Annotated in this window: 15 protein-coding genes and 1 pseudogene; 2 read left to right on the top strand and 14 right to left on the bottom strand. The window is 40.2% G+C overall.

The window, feature by feature from the left end:
* Positions 1–164 precede the first annotated feature (164 nt).
* The 5 genes from lepA to rpoE all read right to left on the bottom strand — a co-directional run bounded on the left by lepA (position 165) and on the right by rpoE (position 4858).
* Positions 165–1955 (bottom strand): translation elongation factor 4, encoded by a 1791-nt coding sequence (gene lepA, locus SJ2017_RS06295; protein WP_055025596.1) that lies wholly within the window; start codon positions 1953–1955, stop codon positions 165–167.
* Positions 1956–2095: 140 nt separating this feature from the next.
* Positions 2096–2563 carry a SoxR reducing system RseC family protein gene (locus tag SJ2017_RS06290; RefSeq protein WP_055025656.1) on the bottom strand — a complete coding sequence of 156 codons (468 nt, stop codon included), beginning with the start codon at positions 2561–2563 and terminating at the stop codon, positions 2096–2098.
* 119 nt (positions 2564–2682) lie between these two features.
* Positions 2683–3627, bottom strand: coding sequence for a MucB/RseB C-terminal domain-containing protein (locus SJ2017_RS06285; protein WP_080915210.1), 945 nt, complete (start codon positions 3625–3627; stop codon positions 2683–2685).
* Between the two features lie 12 nt (positions 3628–3639).
* Positions 3640–4254 carry a sigma-E factor negative regulatory protein gene (locus SJ2017_RS06280; RefSeq protein ID WP_080915209.1) on the bottom strand — a complete coding sequence of 205 codons (615 nt, stop codon included), beginning with the start codon at positions 4252–4254 and terminating at the stop codon, positions 3640–3642.
* A gap of 25 nt (positions 4255–4279) precedes the next feature.
* On the bottom strand, positions 4280–4858 hold the full coding sequence (gene rpoE / locus SJ2017_RS06275) for an RNA polymerase sigma factor RpoE (RefSeq protein ID WP_055025593.1): 579 nt from the start codon (positions 4856–4858) through the stop codon (positions 4280–4282).
* A gap of 225 nt (positions 4859–5083) precedes the next feature.
* Between rpoE and nadB the strand changes: the two genes are divergently transcribed.
* Positions 5084–6697, top strand: coding sequence for an L-aspartate oxidase (nadB, locus tag SJ2017_RS06270; RefSeq protein WP_080915208.1), 1614 nt, complete (start codon positions 5084–5086; stop codon positions 6695–6697).
* A 90-nt stretch (positions 6698–6787) separates the two neighbouring features.
* Here nadB and SJ2017_RS06265 read toward each other — a convergent pair whose 3' ends face one another.
* From SJ2017_RS06265 to rppH, 9 genes and pseudogenes are all read right to left on the bottom strand, one after another.
* Positions 6788–7216, bottom strand: a complete 429-nt coding sequence (locus SJ2017_RS06265; protein WP_080915207.1) for a protein YgfX — start codon at positions 7214–7216, stop codon at positions 6788–6790.
* 75 nt (positions 7217–7291) lie between these two features.
* Entirely contained in the window at positions 7292–7540 is a 249-nt protein-coding gene (locus SJ2017_RS06260) for an FAD assembly factor SdhE (RefSeq protein WP_119968899.1), read from the bottom strand.
* A gap of 31 nt (positions 7541–7571) precedes the next feature.
* Entirely contained in the window at positions 7572–8504 is a 933-nt protein-coding gene (gene nhaR / locus SJ2017_RS06255; RefSeq protein ID WP_055025590.1) for a transcriptional activator NhaR, read from the bottom strand.
* 27 nt (positions 8505–8531) lie between these two features.
* Positions 8532–8921 (bottom strand): hypothetical protein, encoded by a 390-nt coding sequence (locus SJ2017_RS06250; RefSeq protein ID WP_055025589.1) that lies wholly within the window; start codon positions 8919–8921, stop codon positions 8532–8534.
* 14 nt (positions 8922–8935) lie between these two features.
* Positions 8936–10113: pseudogene (gene nhaA, locus SJ2017_RS06245) on the bottom strand (Na+/H+ antiporter NhaA).
* 676 nt (positions 10114–10789) lie between these two features.
* Positions 10790–11641 carry a thymidylate synthase gene (locus SJ2017_RS06240; protein WP_055025587.1) on the bottom strand — a complete coding sequence of 284 codons (852 nt, stop codon included), beginning with the start codon at positions 11639–11641 and terminating at the stop codon, positions 10790–10792.
* An 84-nt stretch (positions 11642–11725) separates the two neighbouring features.
* On the bottom strand, positions 11726–12529 hold the full coding sequence (locus tag SJ2017_RS06235; protein ID WP_080915206.1) for a sulfite exporter TauE/SafE family protein: 804 nt from the start codon (positions 12527–12529) through the stop codon (positions 11726–11728).
* 32 nt (positions 12530–12561) lie between these two features.
* A complete protein-coding gene (gene ptsP, locus SJ2017_RS06230; protein ID WP_055025585.1) occupies positions 12562–14796 on the bottom strand; it encodes a phosphoenolpyruvate--protein phosphotransferase in 2235 nt (744 codons plus the stop codon).
* A gap of 24 nt (positions 14797–14820) precedes the next feature.
* Entirely contained in the window at positions 14821–15339 is a 519-nt protein-coding gene (gene rppH, locus SJ2017_RS06225; RefSeq protein WP_055025584.1) for an RNA pyrophosphohydrolase, read from the bottom strand.
* A gap of 730 nt (positions 15340–16069) precedes the next feature.
* Between rppH and mutH the strand changes: the two genes are divergently transcribed.
* Positions 16070–16738, top strand: coding sequence for a DNA mismatch repair endonuclease MutH (gene mutH, locus SJ2017_RS06220; protein WP_156003173.1), 669 nt, complete (start codon positions 16070–16072; stop codon positions 16736–16738).
* The last annotated feature ends 70 nt before the right edge of the window (positions 16739–16808 follow it).

Raw genomic sequence — 16808 nt, 5'->3', positions numbered from 1 at the left:
GGAAAATTAACTTTTGCTCATCAAACGATAAAAACGATTATTAATGCCGGTTAATAATCATTTTTTAACTCACGTTTTTAATGATTTTTTAATAGCAACGCCGCAAGCAGCGGCGTTGTTATCACTCTTAATGTTAAATCAGTTTTCACCGACAAATTAAGAGCTTAGTCATTCAACTTTAACACGGCTAAGAACGCTTCTTGAGGCACTTCGACGTTACCGACTTGCTTCATACGTTTCTTACCATCTTTTTGTTTCTGTAAGAGTTTCTTCTTACGTGAAACATCGCCGCCGTAACACTTAGCAGTTACGTCTTTACGCATTGCTTTGACGTTAGAACGGGCAATAATTTGGCTACCAACAGCGGCTTGAATCGCAATATCAAACATTTGTCTTGGAATAAGCTCTTTCATCTTATCCACAAGCGCTAAACCACGATGGCGAATATTAGAACGGTGAATAACCATAGCTAACGCATCTACGCGGTCGCCATTAATCATGATATCTAAACGTACCATGTCAGCAGGCTCAAAGCGGATGAAGTTATACTCAAGTGATGCATAACCACGACTGGTAGACTTAAGGCGATCGAAGAAGTCCATAACCACTTCAGCCATTGGCAGTTCATAAGTCACAGATACTTGATTACCGTGATAAACCATATTGGTCTGTACACCACGCTTTTCAATACACAAGGTGATGACGTTACCTAAGTACTCTTTTGGTACAAGCATGTTTGCTTCTACGATAGGTTCACGGATTTCAGCAATGTTATTGATCGGCGGTAAATCTGATGGGTTATCCACATACAAGATTTCACCACGTGTCATCTCAACTTCATAAACTACTGTTGGAGCTGTGGTGATTAAATCTAGATTGTATTCACGCTCTAGACGTTCTTGAATGATTTCCATGTGCAATAAGCCTAGGTAACCAATACGGAAACCAAAGCCTAATGCTGAAGATGATTCTGGCTCGAAGAATAATGACGCATCATTCAAGCTTAATTTATTCAATGCCTCACGGAAGCTTTCGTACTCATCGGTAGAAATTGGGAATACACCAGCATAAACCTGCGGCGTAACCTTTTTAAAACCAGGAAGCGGCTCTTCTGCACCGTGCTTAGCATGGGTCAAGGTATCACCGACTGGAGCGCCGTGAATCTCTTTAATACCAGAGATGACAAAACCCACTTCGCCCGCTTTAAGTTCTGGGGTGTCAGTTTGTTTTGGTGTAAAAATACCTACGCGATCAGCATTGTAGTTCTGACCGGTTGACATGACTTTAAACTTATCGCCTTTCTTCAATACGCCATGTTTAATACGCACTAAAGAGACAACACCTAAGTAGCTGTCGAACCAAGAGTCAATAATAAGCGCTTGAAGCGGTGCATCAATGTCACCTTCAGGCGGTGGAATGTCTGAAACGATTGTTTCGAGTACATCTTTAATACCAATACCTGTTTTCGCTGAACAGCGAACAGCTTCCATAGCGTCGATGCCGACAATGTCTTCAATCTCTGCAGCTACACGCTCAGGATCAGCTTGAGGTAGGTCGATTTTATTTAAAATCGGCACCACGTCTAAGTCCATTTCTAAAGCGGTATAACAGTTAGCAAGAGTTTGGGCTTCGACACCTTGGCCAGCGTCAACAACTAATAATGCACCTTCACATGCAGCAAGTGAGCGTGATACTTCGTAAGAGAAGTCAACGTGACCTGGTGTGTCAATGAAGTTCAGTTGATAGGTTTCGCCATCATCAGCTTTATAGTCGAGTGTAACACTCTGTGCTTTAATGGTAATACCACGCTCACGTTCGATATCCATAGAATCGAGAACCTGAGCGGCCATTTCACGGTCTGATAAACCACCACAAAATTGGATAAGGCGATCAGACAATGTAGATTTGCCATGGTCGATATGGGCAATAATTGAGAAGTTTCTAATGTGTTTCATTTGGCTGAAATGACTACTACTAAAATGATGGAAATAATGGTGCCAAATTGTACCTGAATAAGGGGTTAATACCAATCAGAATAAATGACACTGTAGAAATGAATATAAAAAAGCACCTAATAACGGATAAGAATGCGCATTTAACCGCGTTGCAAACTCACACCTTGGCCCAAGTAAGCCGTAATAACTGGGGTGGATTCAGCTTCTAACTTTGATGCTTGTCGCTTACCAAGAAGCCACGCGCCTATTCCACCTAAGGCTCCCATCACTATCGAGCTGTAGTCAGGGTTAATCAGTAGTAAATGGCTAAACCAAAGTCCTATTAACGCACCGATAAACAATCCGATTAAAGGGAAAATATAAACTAATAATGCGGCCTTAAGAATCACGCTCTCTGGCAGCGCAAGTTTGAGTAAATCCCCTACTTCACAAGCTTTGTCACTCTTAAGGGAAAACTGTTGACGCTTAATAGAAAAAGCTTTAGCCACAGTCGAAGTGCCACAATTTTCATTATTTGAACAATGATTACAGGCACTTTTAAGTTCAATCTCAACCGTTACCCACCCCGTTTCATCATATGCAATAACGGTCGCCACTTCTTCTAACATAGATTGTGATAGTGATGCAGAACGACTTGCATCAAGCAACTCGTTTGATTCAAGCTGCGTTGACGCATTGTCATTTGGGGTAGTTTTTGGTGGCGTAGATTGATTGGCCATAATCTGACTTATTTTAAGATAAGACTTTTAGCGATACGGTTTAAGGTATCAGAAGGCACTTTACCGACAGCAACAACTTCAACATTACCGACTTGCTCAACCACCATGGTTAAGCCATTACGTGTAATCAACTCATCAGGCATAGGGCCGTCCCCCATTCTGGCAACATACACAGAGATATTAACCAAGCCGTCTGTCAATGCGATATATTCAACCGACTCGTCGCTACCTAACAAACGGTGATGATCCTTAACCACCATATGGAAACCTGCGGGCAACCAGCTAAATTGCCAATTTTGGCCAGCAATACGCTCAGCAGGATTCATCACTGGCGGCAAGCCCTGACGTTCAGCTTCAATTAAAATACTGGCGGGTTCATTAAGTTCTAATAGTTCAATCACCATCATTTGCTCAATCAATTGTTTATCTTGATTGATCATGTCATAACGAAGTGGCAGACGGGTTTCCATATCAATCCATATCTGAGACATGAACCTATGCTCATCAACAGGCATGATTCTAATCATTTGACCTGGACGCCCAGCAATGCGGCTGCGACCTCCGAGCACAAATTGGTAGCCACGCTCAAGTGATGCTACATCTGTCGCAAAAATCGTTGGCCAAATCCCTTGAATGCGGGGGGCATTGATACTGTATGCAGGTTGATCGTGTTCGATAAACGTCACGGTATCAGCTACTCGCACAGCATTTTTAGGAGGACCATTCAAATATTCTAAAAAGGCGACTTCTTTGTCGTTAACCGTTCCGTGTAGATAAACGAGAGGACGGATATGATCCGCTTGTAACTGGATAATGGAAGATTTGTATTGTTTGGTTTGAAGTGCTTGGCTCATACTTTCAAGCCAAGCTTTCGCAGACATTTCTTCTTCGGGGATACCTTCTGCTGCAACAGGGAATACCATTGCAGCAAGTACTAACAGGATTAGACGCAAGCTAACTCCAGATTAATTATTAATGTTGTTATCAGTATCGTTATTGTGCTGTACAACAACACCTGAATTCAACCTTTGTTGTAGCATGTGGTCCTGAATATATGAATTTATTCTGCGACGTTGCTCTACAACATTATCATTGTTTACAGCCGATTGACTCTGTACTGCACCTGTTTGCAAGCTAACTGGAGAAGCTGTACCAATCAATGGACGAGTATTCAGTACTGGTAGTGGCGAATCAGCATTTTGATCTTGACCGTAATTTTGAACGCCAACAATAGCAACCATAGCAACCGTAGCCGCAATCGCATACTGGCCAAATTGCTTGAAGAAAGGAACAACATTGTCCTTCTTGGTTTCTACTTCTGTGACTTTTTCATCATGCTGAGAAACGGTATCAGTTTGCGGTGCAATTATCGCAGGTTCGAGTTCGATAGCAGCAGCAATGCTTGCTGTTAGATCTAAATCAATTGTCTGCGGTAACTCTCCGCGCATAGCATCACCAATCATGTGATAGTTTTGCCATTGCTTATGTGAGCTTTCGTCTGCTGATAACTCTGCTAATGTTTTAGCATCAACTTCGCCATCAACTGCTGGTGAAACCCATTCTTGACCTGATTTAAGCATTTTTCACCTGTGTCAATAAAGACTATTACTGTTCCAGCAAAGGCTGGAGTTTCTTATCGATTGATTCCCTAGCACGGAAGATACGTGATCTTACTGTACCAACAGGACAATCCATGATGTTGGCAATATCTTCGTAACTCATACCATCAAGTTCACGTAAAGAAATTGCTATCTTCAATTCTTCTGGCAACGTTTCTAAGGTTTCAAAAATCACCTTATTAATTTCATCAGACAAAACGAGACGTTCTGGTGATGCAAATTCTTTTAATGCATCGCTGCCTTCATAGTATTCAGCTTCTTCTGCATCAACACTGTTAGCCGGTGTTTTTCTGCCTTGAGAAACCAAATGGTTTTTTGCAGTGTTTACTGCAATGCGATACAACCATGTGTAAAAAGCACTTTCACCACGAAAATTAGGTAATGCACGGTAAGCTTTAATAAAGGCTTCTTGTGCCACATCACTGATGTCTGCTTGATTTCTGATATAGCGTGAGATCAAGCTCATTACTTTATTTTGGTATTTCTGTACTAACAGATTAAATGCGTTTTTATCGCCACGTTGTACACGCTCAACTAACTGTTGATCACTTATTTGTCCACTCATCCGAGCCGACTACTCCTAAATCTATAATACTGATTTCTCAGTCGCTCGAATCATATTCACATTAAAGTAGACTCGCATGCTTTGAAAAAGTTCGATATTGAATGAAAAAAATTTAATTTTTTTATAAAAAATGGCTAAATCTCGCTTAATAGTAATGTCTCAGTACCCAATAAAGCGGTTTTGATTTACCATTATAGAACCATATTAAGTCACCCATGATACCTTATGAAACAAGCAGTTGAACACCAATCTGATATTTTGGTTATAGGTAGTGGTGCAGCAGGACTCACGCTTGCACTCCATCTAGCTGAAAAGTCACAAGTTATTCTCCTTTCGAAAGGACCTCTAGCTGAAGGCTCAACCTATTATGCACAAGGCGGAATCGCCTCTGTATTTGATGAATCAGATACGATTGAGTCACATGTGAGCGACACCCTTATCGCTGGTGCAGGGCTTTGTGACAAAGATGTGGTGACTTATACCGCTGAGAATGCCAAAGAGTCGATGAAATGGCTAATTCAATGCGGCGTTGCTTTTGATAAAGAAGAAACCAGTGATGGCGACCAAAGTTCAGCACCTTATCATCTAACTCGAGAAGGTGGTCATAGTCATCGACGTATTCTTCACTCTGCTGATGCAACGGGTAAAGCGGTCCAAACGACACTTCAAGATCAGGCATTAGCGCATTCGAACATCAAGGTACTAGAGCGTTATAACGCCATTGATTTAATTACGACGAGAAAGCTTAATCGCCCTGGAAATCGTGTTGTTGGCGCATATGTATGGAATCGAGATGCTGAGCACGTTGAAACTGTCACAGCCAAGTTTGTCGCGATTGCCACAGGTGGAAGCTCGAAAGTTTATCAATATACCTCAAATCCCGATATTGCCAGTGGTGATGGTATTGCCATGGCTTGGCGTGCTGGGTGCCGTGTAGCGAATATGGAGTTTAATCAATTCCACCCAACTTGCTTATATCATGCTGATGCTCGCAACTATCTGCTTACTGAAGCTTTACGTGGCGAAGGTGCTTACTTAAAACGTCCCGATGGCACACGCTTCATGCCTGAGTTTGACGAACGCGCCGAACTTGCACCCCGCGATATTGTTGCCCGTGCGATAGATTATGAAATGAAGCGATTAGGTGCCGATTGCTTGTACCTTGATATCAGCCATAAGCCTGCCGACTTTGTCATCAAGCATTTTCCTACCATACATAAACGATGTTTAGAATTTGGCATCGATATAACAAAGGATCCTATTCCTGTGGTACCAGCGGCGCATTATACCTGTGGTGGTGTAATGACTGACTTACACGGTCAGACAGACATCAATGGTTTATATGCCATTGGTGAAGTGGCCTACACTGGACTGCATGGCGCGAATCGCCTTGCGAGTAATTCGTTATTAGAATGTTTAGTTTTTGCCCGTGCTGCTGCACAAGATATTGAAAGTTTACTCAGTAAAATTCCAGCCCCAGGTCCCGTACCCCATTGGGATGAAAGCCAAGTCAGTAATTCAGATGAAGAAGTGGTTATCGCCCATAACTGGCATGAGTTAAGATTATTCATGTGGGATTACGTCGGTATTGTTCGTACCGATAAAAGGCTAGAACGAGCATTACGACGTTGCGCCATGCTACAACAAGAAATTCAAGAGTATTACAGTAACTTTAGAGTGAGTAATAACTTACTAGAGTTACGTAATTTAGTTCAAGTTGCTGAATTAATTATTCGCTGCGCCATGGAGCGAAAAGAAAGCCGTGGTCTGCACTATAATGCTGATTACCCAGAGCAATTAGATAATCCTCAGCCGACAATTTTACAACCAGAGCGATAATCGAAGCTCGTAATGCTGGCTTGTTTCTCTGTTAAAATAAGCCAGCGTTCTATAGCAAACAGCTAAAGCAAACTGCTAGCCCATTTAATGTCAAAGCATAGACTGCAGTTTCACTAACTCTCTACACAAACTTCTGTACTCTTTATCACTCAACATATCAGACCAAACAATCACTAACTGCCTGGTCTTTTTAAGCTTTTTAGCCGCCGTTATTTCGAACTCAATAAATATTACGGATGCAAAAACAGTCACTATTGGCGCTCGCCATTGAATAAATTCATATTGATGATTTAGCTTCCCCACACCTTGTTCTAGTAACACAAATTGAGTGTGAAATTGGCGTAAAGTAAACAAATGCTGAATGAAAAAAATCAATGCTATTGTCAGCGTTACTGCAAATACAAGCTGATAAGCCCAATGATGGATATCCGGCCAAAGAATAAAACTCGTCAAACAAATAGCGATAAGCACAAGATGAGAAAGCACTTGGCTGAATGAGGTTGTTAACGTGAACGGCATACAATACTCCTGAAATTAAGCCCGAAATTAATCAGGCTATCTGGGAGTCTCATGGCGAATAAATGGATAGAATGTTTAAGGTTGAGGACGACCACGGACAGTATTGACCATTTCTCTTAGCGCTGGGTCGGGGCAAACTTCGTGGCCCATAAACCATGCAAATAATTCCGGATCTTCACATGCTAGTAAGTCTATGAAGGTTTGTTTATCGGTATCGGAAAGTGTTTCATATTGTGAATCAACAAAAGGTTGAAACAAGACATCTAACTCTAACATCCCACGACGACAAGCCCAACGAACTCTAGCAATATTCATTAATTCCAACGCTATTCTCCTAACATCTTCTGCGGATACTTTATCTTTGATGCGAACTTCTGTATTCAACATCTTGTATTTGGGGATCGACACCTGCAAATAAATCAGTAAAGTCAGTGTCTAAAAGACGCTGAACTGCCGGATGCTGAATCATTCGCTCAGCAAACATCACATGATATTCTTCATGTATATCTTCAGTTTCACCAATCAAAACCATGCCTTGGGACAGTATATCATGTCGATAAATAGATGGAGCGACAAAAATTCCTCGCTGAAATAAACCAAATGCTTTCATCATCGCAGCATCATCGAATTCACCAAGAATACTGACATCAAGGTTTTTTTCAGCAAACCATCGATGTAACTGCTGACCTAGCGATGTTCTTTTACCTGGAATAAGTAACTTTTCTTGCTCTAAACATGCAGGGAAGTCTAAAGATGGTTTAGATGCCGCAAAAAAGCTGATGCCGCACTGCCCTAGTTTCTTAGATAAAATCTCAGGATATTTTAAAGATTCACCAGCCGAGTCAGATAAAATCATATCCAACTTGTGTTCTCGTAAGCGTTGAATGAGATTTTCATGGGTCGATTCATAACAACTTAGGTGCATTGAACCATCATTTGGAATAACAGTCAGTAAGACACGACTCGCAAGTGCTTTTGATAGAGCAGCAGCAAAGCCAACTTCAAATAGAATTGATTCGTCTTTTTGGTAAGCCAGTAAATCCAGCATCTCATAACTTAAGCTATACATTTTGTCTGCATAGCGAAATACCAATTCACCAAGTTCAGTGGGTTCTAGCGAGCGGCCGACTCGTTTAAAAAGACTGCCGTTGAGACGATCTTCTAATGAGCGGATTTGACCTGTTATGGTCTGAGGTGCGAGACACAAAGCTTCGGCGGCCTTAGCCACCGAACCTTTCTTTCTAACCATCCAAAAATAATATAGATGGTTATAATTTAAATGTTGCATGTAAATAAACCAGCTAAGAGCGTTGGTTTATTTTAATCGCTGACAGTCCAACAAGCTATCAATTAATATCGATAACTCATTTAAGTTGTTAACGTTTTTAGCGGCGGTTTGTTCCTGAATAGCTAAAACGATTTCATCTTTATGCGGTTTTCTGTCTGCACAATAACTGCGATTAGCCTCTTGATAACGTTTACCAGCTCGATATTTAAGTGCACGAGACTCATATCCACTATCAGCTTCAAGGCGGCTACTTGATGCATCAGTGTGATACATCAACGCACCATCTACAACGCCGTCTAAATAACTTTTACATTCGCTTGACTCAACGTTTGCTTGGCAAACATTAAACGAGGTTGCTTGAGCGGGTGCGGTAATCGCACCCATTGCTAAGGCTAACATCAACAGTTTTGTTTTCATTTTTTGCTCCGATACTACTTTGCTTCAGCTTTAGCTTTAGGAAGTACTTTATCAAGCCATACATAACCGATAACCGCAGCTAGCATAGATCCCATTAGAATACCTAAGCGAGCAAAGTCACCTAATTGTGCTGGAGCTGATTCGAATGCAAGTGATGAAATAAACACTGACATAGTGAAACCAATACCACACATAATTGAAACAGGAATAATTTGATTCCAGCTAATCCCAGGAGGTAGCTCAGCTAATTTTAATTTTACTGCAACAAAGCTAAACAGTAATACACCTACAGGCTTACCAAGTAGCAGACCTAAAATAATACCGATAGTCACAGGCTCTGCTAATGAAGTGATACTCATTCCCGATAGCGATAGACCAGCATTAGCGAACGCGAACACAGGTAAAATAAAGAATGTGCTCCATGGGTGAAACTATGCTCTAAATGCTCTGAAGGAGATGAGCCATCTTTAGCTCGCAGCGGAATACAGAATGCGATAATGACACCAGCCAATGTCGCGTGTACACCAGACTTAAGTACAGCTACCCAAAGGATAACGCCTAACAAACCATAAGGGATTAACGAGCTAACACCTTTACGATTTAGCGCCACCATTAATGTGATAGAAATAGCAGCAACAATTAAACTTGTCATTGATAAATCAGCACTGTAGAACAATGCAATAATTACAATAACACCTAAGTCATCCATAATAGCTAAGGCTAATAAAAAGACTTTAAGAGCAACAGGCACACGGCTACCAAGTAAGGCCATAATACCTAATGCAAAGGCGATATCTGTTGCAGCTGGAATAGCCCAACCAACCTGAGTAACAGGATCTGAGTAGTTAAATGCTAGATAAAATAAAGCTGGAAATACCATGCCACCAACAGCAGCAAAAGTTGGTAATGAAGCTTTAGCAACACTAGATAGTGCACCTTCTAATAATTCACGCTTTACTTCTAAACCAATCAATAAGAAGAAAAGTGCCATCAAACCATCGTTAATCCATAATAATAATGGCTTATCAATATCTAATGAACCTATACGCACTTGGACTTCTGTATCAAGGAATCCACTGTATAAACCAGCTAATGGCGAGTTTGCCATTAACATAGCCAGTGCTACAGAGATCATTAAAATGATACCCCCTGCAGATTCTTGACTTAAGAAATTCTTAATTGCACGTTCCATAATTCACTCCAAAAAAAACAATTAATTCGAGTCTATCGGAATTTTTCAAACAATCATAATCGTTAGTTTCGCATTAATACCTCGGTATTTTCGAGGTATGTATCAAAACGCAGTGAGATTAATCACACAACATCCGCTAAACGCGAAGCAGATCGACGTTTAACTCGGAATATGCGCATTATTCAAGTTTAGGCGCATATTTATTTATTCACAATAAATTGCTCAACTGACGAAATAACATACATTACACTGTTTTAGCTGATGAATTATTAATAAAAAACTATCGAAAAAATCCAGCAAGAATAAAAGGCTATTTATTAACATAATCAGCCAAACAGACTTAAGCTAATATGACTGCTTCCCATTGAATAACTATTAATATGAAATCAGTATAGGAATTCACTGTGAGTTTTAAACAGAAGTGAAATACAGTGTCAAAAGCGCAAAAAATGCTAACCAAGTAGGATACAACTAGTTTAGCTTGTTTTTTAGGCTTCCAGATGCAATCTCAGACAAAAAATGAAGTGAGTTAACACGAATCAGTGTAGTAGTTTATGAAGTGAATTTGAGGGAGTTTAGCTGTCATTACAGTGTAATTTACAATAACCAAATGATTTTAACGGTTTATCATAAGTGAAAAACCGTTAATACAATGAGTTAGCTTATCTGATCAGCATTAGACCGAAAAAGGATACTTAATCGCTTCATGATGCTGATAACCCACAACTTCAAAATCATCCATTGTCACCCAAGTTTCTAAATCCTTAAGGCTCTTAATGTCTGGGTTAATTTTTAATTGTGGTGAAGGAAATGGTTCGCGAGTTAGCTGCTCATTCTTCATTAGATCTAACTGGTCTTCGTAAATATGTGCATTAATGATTTTATGGTATGCGGTACCCGCCTTATTACCGGTAATTTGTGCCATTAATGCTAAAAAGGTAAACACTTGAATCTGATTAAAGTTAAGACCTAATGGCACATCACATGAACGTTGATAACTCGTTAGGTGCAAAGTATCACCTAGTAATGAGAAGGTATGTGTATGCATACATGGTCGTAAACAACCCATATCAAACTCACCTGGATTATAAAATGTAATAATCTCACCACGGTCATCAACTCCTTTGGACAAGTTATCAACAATCTTGGCTAACTGATCGACAGTACCACCTGAGGTTTTCTGCCAACGTCGACCTTGAACGCCATATACCCGCCCCATATCGTCTTCTCCTTTACGATGTGGATTAGCAAGCCAGCTAGCATTATCATTCGCGTTCATATCCCAAGTTTTAGTGCCCAAAGCCCTAAAATCTGCAGCATTATCATAACCTCGAATATAGCCAATAAGCTCAGCAATCGCAGCTTTATAAAAGCTTTTACGAGTGGTAATAATTGGGAATTGGTTATTTTTAACATCGTACTCTAAATCAGCATTAATGATGGTTAAACAACGTTTTCCAGTGCGTTCATTCTCTATCCAATGACCATTGTCTACGATGTTCTGACATAAATCTAAATACTGACGCATTGTACATTCCTATATAAAAGCTCGATAAGTTTCGGTTACCTGAAGAGACAGTCTCCGATTATTGGGTAGATGATAACAAGAATTTTATGCGGTTATCGCCATTTTTAATCCAATAACCATTAATAACAGTGCAAATATCTTTTTAAGCACAGCAGTCGGCCATACGCTTGCCATTTTTACCCCTAATGGTGCGACTAACATTGAGCTGATAACGATCCCAAACAAAGCGGGTAAGTATATAAAGCCAATGGTACCTTGGGGTAAGTCAGGTGCATTTAAGCCTGCAATGATGTATCCAGTGGTACCAGCTAGTGCAATAAGACAACCCGTTACCGAAGAAAACCCTACAGCACTGCGCATTTGAATGCCGCAATAGCTCAAAAATGGCACAAACAGTACCCCACCACCAATACCCATTAATCCAGCAACGATAGCAATAATCGAGGAAACCAAAAATAACACGGTAAATGCAGGCATTTGCTCATTTGCTTTGGGCTTGAATGGGAACGCCATTTGTATGGCCATAAGTATCACAAATATCGAAAATGCGGTTTGTAAATCAGCAGATGGAATTTTTTCTGAAATAAACCCAGACGCTAATGCCCCTAACATGATACCCGGCAACATGGGTTTAAATAGATTCCATGGAACATTTCCACGTTTGTGATGAGCTAACGCAGACGAAAAAGAAGTTAAAATAATAGAGGCTAATGAGGTTGCAATAGCAACATGGGTTAACTGAGATGACTCAACACCAACCCAAGGAAGAAGATATAAAAGAGCTGGGACAATGATTAAGCCTCCGCCGATACCTAATAAGCCAGCCATGAAACCGACAAATGAGCCCAGTAACAAGCAGATTGAAAAAATCAGTAAAAGATTGTCCACAGTAAAACCTTATCCGTGTATAGCTAAATCGGCTAATGCAAAATGGCAGATAAGCCGTTTTCAGCTAAAAAGTCATTGAGTAATGTCCTGACTTGCTCCCCGTTAGAGAGTGTCAGGGCGGTATCCAAAATTTGTTCTAATGACTGTTTATCAATCCGGCGTAATAAATAATTAATTCGAGCAATACTGCCTTGGTTCATACTCAATTTGTCATAGCCCATAGCGACAAGGAGTAATGCCCCCATTGGTTCACCAGCTAGCTCTCCGCAGATACTGGCATCCAATTTATAGCGTTTACAATCAGTAATTGTCCATTTTAACGCTCTTAACACACCAGGGTGAAAGCTATCAAAAAGTGAGCTAACACTGGGGTTATTTCTATCAACGGCGAGTAAATACTGAGTTAAATCGTTACTGCCAACTGAAACAAAATCGACTCTCTTAGCCACATCTTCTAACTGAAAAAGTAACGAAGGCACTTCTAACATAACCCCAATTTTAGGTTTAGGGATTCTACGCTGTAATTCGTCAGTTAATTCTGAATAAGCTTGTTCTAGGTATAATAAAGTCCTATCAATTTCATCAAGGTTACTGACCATAGGTAGCAAAATTTGTAGCTGTGATGAGTCTACATTTGCCGTTAACATTGCCCGTAGCTGCATTAAAAATAACTCTGGATGGTCAAGGGATAATCGAATACCTCGCCAGCCAAGAAAGGGGTTATCTTCATTGATAGGAAAATAAGGTAAGGGTTTATCTCCTCCCACATCTAATGTTCTCATAACCACAGGTCTATCACGAGCAGCCGATAACACTTGTTTATACACATGAACTTGCTCAATTTCACTCGGAAATCGCTGATGTAGCATGAATGGAATTTCCGTACGATATAACCCAATCCCATCTGCACCCTCGGCCATGTCGGTACTTAACCCACTTAATAGACCAGCATTCAGATATAACTGAATACGATGGCCGTCCGTTGTCTGCGCAGGTAATGACAATTCAGCTGAGAATTGGCGTTGCTGTTCCTGATTTTCCGAAATTAAAGTGTAATATTCACGAAGCACGGATTCTGAAGGAGAAACAAGAAGCTGACCGCTAGTCGCATTAAGAACGAGTTTTTTATCGTCAATATTAGCCGCAATGACTTGATCAACACTGACAATGGCTGGCACGCCTAATGCACGAGCTAAAATAGCGGCATGGGCGTTAACTCCCCCAAGTTCGGTGACGATCCCTGCTAGTTTCCCTCGTGGGAATTCAGCTAGTAGTGTAGCATCCACTTCTTTAGCAACTAAAATAACAGGTTTTGAAGGGGCTAAATCTAACTTATCTGGCTCTATAAGTTGGCGTAATACTTTTTGTCCGAGTTCGCGAATATCGCTAGCGCGTTCTTTTAAGTAAGGATCTTCCATTGCCATAAACTGATCAATATAGCGAATTGAAACGCGGCTAACGGCAGATTCAGCTTGCCAGCCTAAACTCACCTCTCGTATGTATTCACCACCTAAACTAGCCTCATTAAGCAAGAGTTGTAACGCTGAAAATATAGATGCTATATCATCCACGTTTTCACGGTCAAAACGCTGGGACAAGGCACTGATTGCATCTTTACAACGCTGCATTGCAGCTTTCAGTCTAAGGGTTTCTTGCTCGGTATCGCTACATTGTTGATCTGGCTGCACTAAAGATATCGCGCCGCCTAATACAAATGCATCTGCAATGGCGATCCCTTTAGATGCGCTAACCCCTTTGAAAACGACTTGTTGCTGAACATTGCTAATCGCCGCTTTGTTCTTGAGACTACGAATGACCACCGCCAGCTGCGCTGCCAGCGTCATTAAAAAGGCTTCTTCATTCTCACTAAACTGTCGAGGCTGTGGCTGCTGAACGACAATAACTCCAACCACTTGTTTTTGAAAAATAATAGGAACAGCAAGAAACGCTCGGTACTCTTCCTCTTCTACTTCAGGGAAAAACTTAAAGCGTGGGTGTGTTTTGGCGTCGGCAAGGTTAACGGCTTCTTCTTTTTCAGCAGCTAACCCCACCAGTCCTTCAGAAAGGGGCATTTTAACAAAATTGATGGCGGCAACAGCCAAGCCGTCTGTCGCCGATAAGACAAGGTGTTGTTGCTCAAGAATATATACTGAACAGCACTGAGTTTGCATCGCTAACTTTGTTTGCGAAACCAACTGTGTCAGTGCAGACTCAAGACTGCTAGCTCCAGCAACCGCTTGAGTTATATCCCTGAGCGTGTTTAACACGATTTTATCCCCTATCAGTTTACATTAATTACGGTGTCGCCCTCGTTTGCGATTAGGCTCACGTCCTTGAAACGCTAAAGTGGTGAATGCAAACTCTTTCATAACCTTACGATAAACATCTCGTTTGAAAGAAACAACTTGCCTTACTGGGTACCAATAACTCACCCAACGCCAGTCATCAAACTCAGGGTGTCCACAGGAGTTCAAATTAATACTGTCATCGCTATCTTTGAGCTGTAATAAATACCACTTTTGTTTTTGACCAATACAAATAGGTTTACTTTCTTGTCTAATCAATCTTTTTGGTAAACGGTATCTTAACCATGAGCGTGTTGACGTTAAAATTTGTACATTTTCCGGCTTTAAACCAACTTCTTCATACAATTCACGGTACATAGCTTGTTCAGGACTTTCTCCGTCATCAACGCCACCTTGTGGAAACTGCCATGAATGTTGTCCAAACCGTCTGGCCCACATAACTTGACCAAATTTGTTACAGATTATAATGCCCACATTTGCGCGAAAGCCGTCGCTATCAATCACATGGACTCCAATGTCACTACAAATTAATGATTAGATTGTTTCATAAAGCACGGCTACGGGCAATCAACTAATAACGGCATAACTTGGGATAAAATTTAAGAATTATTACTTTTATCAACAGAAGGAAAAAATATTAATGCACATTATCCACAAAATCTGTGGATATCTCTGTTCGAAACTCACTAATAACAGTAAAACCTACATTAAAGAACATAAGCTACCGCATAATAAAAAAGTCAAATAACTAAAATAAAACTATAAAATTCAACACTATAACCCAAAACCAAGACTAACTATAGTTATCCTAGATGACCAAAGGTCACTTTTTAACCAGGTAAATTACTTATTAATAAATTCATTTTACGGGTTTTAAGTTATACACAAAAAACAAGAGTTTTATTTCATTAATATTAAAATAAAGCTATTTTTAAGCATTGACGAACAAAAAATTATCCGTTAAGTGATACTTTTTTAAAGTTATCCATCAAATCTGTGGATAAGTATGTGTGAAATAGTAGAGCAAAAGGAGAGTAACTTAATAAATTGGTAAAACAGATTGACCAATTTAAACAAAAAAACATATTAATCAGTACATTGGGATTATTTTACTCAGTGAATAACTTTCAACAAAATCGCTGCACAATTAATAACCAATAACAATAGATGCGTAAAAACTGCCAAACAAGTAAACTTATAATGACCAAGCCTATTTAGGGGAAAGTAAGCAATAATGATGAATAGCCAGCCAAATTCCATCGCAGAATTAATGCAAAGAGCCAATGATATGGCCGGTGTCTCATTAGGAGATATTGCAAATGAGCATCAACTCAATGTACCTGATAATTTGAAGAGAGATAAAGGCTGGATTGGTCAATTGATTGAGATGGAACTCGGCGCAACAGCAGGTTCTAAACCCCAGCAAGATTTTTTGCACTTAGGAGTCGAACTTAAAACCATTCCCATAGACCAATCTGGTCGCCCTATTGAAACAACTTATGTCACAGTTGCACCGTTAACAAATATCCAGGGCCTTACATGGGAAAACAGTGTCGTATTTCATAAGCTACAACAAGTCTTATGGATACCAGTACAAGGTGATCGAAGTATTCCGGTAGCAAACAGAAAAATAGGCACCCCTGTACTATGGAGCCCAAACCCTGAACAGTTAACCGCGTTACAACAAGACTGGGAAGAGATAATGGAGATGATTGCATTAGGGCAAGTTGAAAAAGTGACAGCTCGACACGGAGAAGCATTACAACTAAGACCTAAGGCTGCAAATAGTCACTCATTAACTGAATCAATTGCAGAAAATGGCTTAATTAAACTATCTAATCCAAGAGGTTTTTATTTAAAGATCAATTTCACCCACCAAATACTAACAAATGCATTTGGATAACATTACAATAAATCAACATTCATAATCTATTTTGAAAGTTATTAGAATACCACTATGACAAGTAGGGTAA

It is taken from the genome of Shewanella japonica, from assembly GCF_002075795.1.
GTDB classification, from domain to species: Bacteria; Pseudomonadota; Gammaproteobacteria; order Enterobacterales; family Shewanellaceae; genus Shewanella; species Shewanella japonica.
This window is presented reverse-complemented; position numbering and strand designations above follow the sequence as displayed.

Excerpts from the sequence above, each read along its gene's own strand:
- lepA (WP_055025596.1), bottom strand. The coding sequence starts at position 1,955 with ATGAAACACATTAGAAACTTCTCAATTATTGCCCATATCGACCATGGC.
- SJ2017_RS06290 (WP_055025656.1), bottom strand. The coding sequence starts at position 2,563 with ATGTTAGAAGAAGTGGCGACCGTTATTGCATATGATGAAACGGGGTGG.
- SJ2017_RS06280 (WP_080915209.1), bottom strand. The coding sequence starts at position 4,254 with ATGCTTAAATCAGGTCAAGAATGGGTTTCACCAGCAGTTGATGGCGAA.
- rpoE (WP_055025593.1), bottom strand. The coding sequence starts at position 4,858 with ATGAGTGGACAAATAAGTGATCAACAGTTAGTTGAGCGTGTACAACGT.
- nadB (WP_080915208.1), top strand. The coding sequence starts at position 5,084 with ATGAAACAAGCAGTTGAACACCAATCTGATATTTTGGTTATAGGTAGT.
- SJ2017_RS06265 (WP_080915207.1), bottom strand. The coding sequence starts at position 7,216 with ATGCCGTTCACGTTAACAACCTCATTCAGCCAAGTGCTTTCTCATCTT.
- nhaR (WP_055025590.1), bottom strand. The coding sequence starts at position 8,504 with ATGCAACATTTAAATTATAACCATCTATATTATTTTTGGATGGTTAGA.
- SJ2017_RS06250 (WP_055025589.1), bottom strand. The coding sequence starts at position 8,921 with ATGAAAACAAAACTGTTGATGTTAGCCTTAGCAATGGGTGCGATTACC.
- SJ2017_RS06240 (WP_055025587.1), bottom strand. The coding sequence starts at position 11,641 with ATGCGTCAGTATTTAGATTTATGTCAGAACATCGTAGACAATGGTCAT.
- mutH (WP_156003173.1), top strand. The coding sequence starts at position 16,070 with ATGATGAATAGCCAGCCAAATTCCATCGCAGAATTAATGCAAAGAGCC.